The sequence below is a fragment of the Vibrio sp. V03_P4A6T147 genome (assembly GCF_002241085.1).
Lineage (GTDB): Bacteria > Pseudomonadota > Gammaproteobacteria > Enterobacterales > Vibrionaceae > Vibrio > Vibrio anguillarum.
The window spans coordinates 1-4665 of sequence record NZ_NDIO01000120.1; the positions used below are offsets into that span (position 1 = coordinate 1).

Below are 4665 nucleotides of genomic sequence, written 5' to 3' on the forward strand. Positions count from 1 at the left end.
GGGAGTTGACTATAAATTACGGTAGGAAGTGTAATTTATAGTTCTTTATCTTTACTCAGTGACAGCAACCAAAGTGAAACGGCGGCAACCACCGCAAAGCCGCCGAAGATAATAACAGGCATCGCGCTGTAACCAAGAATATGCCAAATCACCGATTCTAATGTACTCATGGGTTAATTCTCCTATTGCCAGCCTTCAACGCCTTGCATGTCTGGCAGTTTATGTGCAATACCTTTATGGCAATCGACACAGGTTTTTTCACCACTAGCAAGGGCGGTTGAATGCTGTTTGGCACTGCGTGGACCTTGCTCTGAAAAATCCATGTATTCGAACTCATGGCAGTTGCGGCACTCTAATGAGTCATTATTTTTCAATCGTGACCACTCACGCTCCGCGAGATGTGCTCGACGTGCTTGAAACTTTTCGGGTGTGCTAATGGTGCCTAATACCACATGAGCAAACAACTCTTTGGAGGCTTGCACTTTGCGGATAATCTTGTCTGTCCACTCATGGGGAACATGGCAGTCAGAGCAGATAGCACGTACGCCGGAACGGTTAGAATAGTGAATCGTCTCTTGGATCTCAGCCACAATCGGTGCATGACAGCCTGAGCAGAATTCTTCTGAGTTTGTTGCTTCCATACCGGTGTTAAATGCGCCCCAAAATAGCAGACCACCTGCAAACCCCATGAACAATACGATGCCAACGGCCGCTTTACTTGGGCTTGTGAGCCTTTTCCAAAACGCTTTTAATAATTTCATAAATAGCCTCTTAAGTTATTATCTGGCTACGATTAGCGAAGTGAATCAACGGATTTGAACTCATTTTCCACCAAAGGCTTCGCAATGGCTTGCGGTACATGGCACTGTAAACAGAAATAACGGCGCGGTGAGACGTCAGCTAGCACCGCATCTTCACGGTTAACATAGTGGGTCACACTGATTTTGGTTGCGCCCATCTCTTTGGCATTTTTCCAACTGTGACAAGCAAGGCACTTATTGGCGTTTAGCGACACTTCGTAGCCACGAATGTTATGCGGGATCAAAGGTGGCTGATAGACGTATTCGCTTTCAAGCGCTTGATCTCTTGGGTACTTCTTAAAGTCGTCTGCAGGACGAGTCTCTTCAAGTTGCGTTGCGCCACGCAGCGATTCCAGCCCGCCGTTGCCGCCGGGGTTATTCAGTTCCGCCTGTACCGTTTGGCCAAATAAAGCCCCAAAAGATAAAAGGGCGATCAGTAGTTTTTTCATCTTAAATTCTCCGCCTAATGGCTCATTCTGAGATCGGCTCCCCACAGGGCAGCCGATGCATTCATTAACTGGCTTACGCTACTTTAGTGATTTTTACCGGACATTTTTTGAAGTCTGTCTGCTTCGACAGTGGGTCCGTGGCATCTAAAATCAGCTTGTTAATCAAAATGCGAGCATCAAAGAATGGGATGAAGACCAAACCATGCGGTGGACGATTTCGGCCGCGCGTTTCCACACGAACACGAACTTCGCCGCGTTTGTTGGAAATCAATACTTCATCACCACGTCGTAACCCACGCGCTTTGGCGTCGTCTGGGTGGATGTAACAGAGCGCATCGGGTACGGCTTTATAAAGTTCAGGCACGCGCCGCGTCATAGTGCCGGTGTGCCAGTGTTCTAACACGCGGCCCGTACACAGCCACATATCAAATTCGGCATCAGGTGATTCCGGCGGCGCTTCATAAGGAGCGGAGATGATCCACGCTTTTCCATCCGGTTTGCCGTAGAAATCCCAATCAGATCCTTTTTTCGCATAAGGGTCAGAGCCTTCTTTAAAGCGCCATAACGTTTCTTTGCCATCCACAACCGGCCAACGTAAGCCGCGAACATTATGGTAGGTATCATAAGGAGCTAAGTCGTGGCCGTGACCGCGTCCGAAGCTGGCGTACTCTTCAAATAACCCTTTTTGTACATAGAAACCGAAGTGATGTGCGTCGTCGTTCAGTTCACGCGCTTCTTCAAGCGGGAATTGGTCAACCTGTCCGTTTCTGAACAGCACATCAAACAGGGTTTTACCGCGATATTGTGGCGCTTTGGCGAGCAATTCTTCTGGCCACACTTCTTCCATTTTGAAGCGTTTAGAGAACTCCATCACTTGCCATGAGTCTGATTTTGCTTCGCCCACAGTACCAACTTGTTGATACCAAGCTTGAGTGCGGCGTTCAGCATTGCCGTAAGCGCCTTCTTTTTCCACCCACATTGCGGTAGGGAGCACTAAGTCGGCCGCTTGCGCTGTGGCTGTTGGATACGGGTCAGACACGACGATAAAGTTTTCTGGGTTGCGATAACCCGGTAAACGTTCTTCGTTAATATTCGGGCCAGCTTGCATGTTGTTATTACACTGCACCCAGTAAGCGTTGAGTTTGCCGTCTTTGAGCATTCGGTCTTGAAGTACCGCGTGAAAGCCCGGTTTTTCAGGAATGGTGCCTTGCGGAAGCTTCCATGTCTTTTCAGCAATCGCGCGATGTTTGGGGTTTGCCACCACCATGTCCGCAGGCAAGCGATGAGAAAAGGTTCCGACTTCACGTGCTGTGCCGCAAGCGGATGGTTGGCCTGTTAATGAAAATGGACTGTTGCCAGGTGTGGCAATTTTGCCCGTCAGTAAGTGCAGGTTGTAGACCAAGCTTTGCATCCAAACACCGCGAGTGTGTTGGTTCATGCCCATAGTCCACAGTGACATCACTTTGGTGTTAGGGTCAGCGTACTGTTTTGCAAGCGCGATCAGTTTATCTTCGGCAACGCCTGACATTTGCGCGGCTTTTTCAACCGTATAAGGTGCAACAGAGGCTTTATAAGCTTCAAAGTCAATCGCAGTAACATCACCGGAGTTGGCATTTTTCGCTTTAACTTGCAGTGGGTGCTCGTCACGCAGACCGTAACCAATATCTGTTGTCGCTTGTTTGAAATGAGTGTGTTTGTTGACGAAATCCCAGTTCACCGCATCGTTTTGAATAATGTAGTTGGCGATGAAGTTGGCGATGGCAAGGTCACTTTGTGGGTGGAAAATGTAACCGTGGTCGGCCAGCTCAAACGAACGATGATAATAAGTCGAAAGGACATTTACTTTAACGTGTGGGTGACTTAAACGGCGATCGGTAATACGAGTCCAAAGAACCGGGTGCATTTCGGCCATGTTTGAACCCCAAAGCACAAAGGCATCAGCGTGTTCAAAATCATCATAGCAGCCCATCGGTTCATCAATACCAAAGGTGCGCATAAATCCAACAACGGCTGAAGCCATGCAGTGGCGAGCGTTCGGATCAATATTATTAGAGCGAAAACCCGCTTTCATTAGTTTAACGGCGGCGTAACCTTCCATCACGGTCCATTGGCCTGAACCGAACATGCCAACACTGGTTGGCCCTTTCGCTTTTAGAGCTTGTTTCCACTTTTCAGCCATCACATCGAAAGCCTGATCCCACGACACTGGCGTGAATTCTCCATCTTTATGATATTGGCCATCTTTCATGCGCAGCAGTGGCTGTGTTAAGCGATCTTTGCCATACATGATTTTTGAAAGGAAGTAGCCTTTAATACAGTTCAACCCTTTGTTAACGGGCGCTTCAGGGTCACCTTGTGTGGCAACCACTTTGCCGTTTTGGGTACCGATTAATACTGAACAGCCCGTACCGCAGAAACGACAAGGCGCTTTATCCCAAGTGATTTTTGTTTGGTCTGAGCTGGCAATCAAGTTTGTAGCGCTGGCGGGTAGAGTAATACCAGCGATAGCGGCTGCGGATGCGGCTGCGTTTGCTTTCACAAACGCGCGTCTTGTCATTTTCATACGTCATCCTCAATGTGGGAATGTTGTGTTCCAGTGTTGGTATCCGTGTCATCCAGCCCACTTTCTATTTGGTGATAAACCAAAGCGGTGCTGAGAACATGTGGTAAGTTGTTAATCGCATCGATGGTGTCAGTAACGAAGCCTTGATTTTCCGTTTCCAAAACGACGATCATTTTCCCTTCGTTGCTTTGGCCATACACTTCGGCGTTCTCAAACGATTCGATTGTCGCTTTGAGCGCTGCTAAATGTTCAGGTACGACGTGAACGATCAAACTTGAAATATGTACTTCATTGAGTGACATGTTTATCTCTCATTATTATTAATATTGCTCACACGGATGGCTGAGGTTGGACAGATGGAAACGCACGCGCCACATCCGTTACAGGCATCAATATCGACATTCGGTTGCGCCACTTTTCCGATCACTAAATTGAATGTTATAGCGCTGACTTCACATGACTCAGCGCAGCTACGACACTCCACATTGCGTTTAGCCAAGCAGCTTTCTTCGAGCTTTGCTTTAGCCAGCCACGGTTGTGTTGAGCGCGGTGCGAAAATTGGCTCTGGGCAGCTCTGCGCGCACTGATAACAAAAGGTGCACTCATCAATATGAAAATCTATGGTTGGGAAGCCGCCATCACCTAAGGTGATGATCTTTGTTTCGCACGCGTCTAGGCAGCGGCCGCAGCGAGTGCACTCATCTGAAAAGGAGAGGGGGTGAGCAATCCAAGGCAAGCGGACAATGGTGTCATCGACCTGATTACGAGAAAAAAAACGCCTTTTCGAGAGATCAACCAAAGTGCATTCCTGTATTTGTTAACAAATCTTCATTTATCCATACACAAATTGTAG

General features: G+C 48.0%; 6 protein-coding genes. All 6 read right to left on the reverse strand.

Translation table 11 applies throughout. The features are described from left to right. Positions 1 to 35: 35 nt before the first annotated feature. Entirely contained in the window at positions 36 to 170 is a 135-nt protein-coding gene (locus B9J84_RS04700) for a TIGR02808 family protein (RefSeq protein ID WP_013868527.1), read from the reverse strand. Positions 171 to 182: 12 nt separating this feature from the next. After that, positions 183 to 761 (reverse strand): NapC/NirT family cytochrome c, encoded by a 579-nt coding sequence (locus B9J84_RS04705; protein WP_013868528.1) that lies wholly within the window; start codon positions 759 to 761, stop codon positions 183 to 185. 32 nt (positions 762 to 793) lie between these two features. Further along, positions 794 to 1249, reverse strand: a complete 456-nt coding sequence (locus B9J84_RS04710; protein ID WP_013868529.1) for a nitrate reductase cytochrome c-type subunit — start codon at positions 1247 to 1249, stop codon at positions 794 to 796. Positions 1250 to 1322: 73 nt separating this feature from the next. Beyond that, positions 1323 to 3812 carry a periplasmic nitrate reductase subunit alpha gene (gene napA / locus B9J84_RS04715; RefSeq protein ID WP_094123646.1) on the reverse strand — a complete coding sequence of 830 codons (2490 nt, stop codon included), beginning with the start codon at positions 3810 to 3812 and terminating at the stop codon, positions 1323 to 1325. Next, positions 3809 to 4114, reverse strand: coding sequence for a chaperone NapD (locus B9J84_RS04720; RefSeq protein WP_013868531.1), 306 nt, complete (start codon positions 4112 to 4114; stop codon positions 3809 to 3811). Before B9J84_RS04720 ends, napA begins: the two co-directional genes overlap by 4 nt. 2 nt (positions 4115 to 4116) lie before the next feature. Then, entirely contained in the window at positions 4117 to 4611 is a 495-nt protein-coding gene (napF, locus tag B9J84_RS04725; protein ID WP_017045373.1) for a ferredoxin-type protein NapF, read from the reverse strand. Positions 4612 to 4665: the final 54 nt, after the last annotated feature.

Coding starts and splice junctions, on each gene's coding strand:
- B9J84_RS04700 (WP_013868527.1), bottom strand. CDS start 170: ATGAGTACATTAGAATCGGTGATTTGGCATATTCTTGGTTACAGCGCG.
- B9J84_RS04705 (WP_013868528.1), bottom strand. CDS start 761: ATGAAATTATTAAAAGCGTTTTGGAAAAGGCTCACAAGCCCAAGTAAA.
- B9J84_RS04720 (WP_013868531.1), bottom strand. CDS start 4,114: ATGTCACTCAATGAAGTACATATTTCAAGTTTGATCGTTCACGTCGTA.
- B9J84_RS04710 (WP_013868529.1), bottom strand. CDS start 1,249: ATGAAAAAACTACTGATCGCCCTTTTATCTTTTGGGGCTTTATTTGGC.
- napA (WP_094123646.1), bottom strand. CDS start 3,812: ATGAAAATGACAAGACGCGCGTTTGTGAAAGCAAACGCAGCCGCATCC.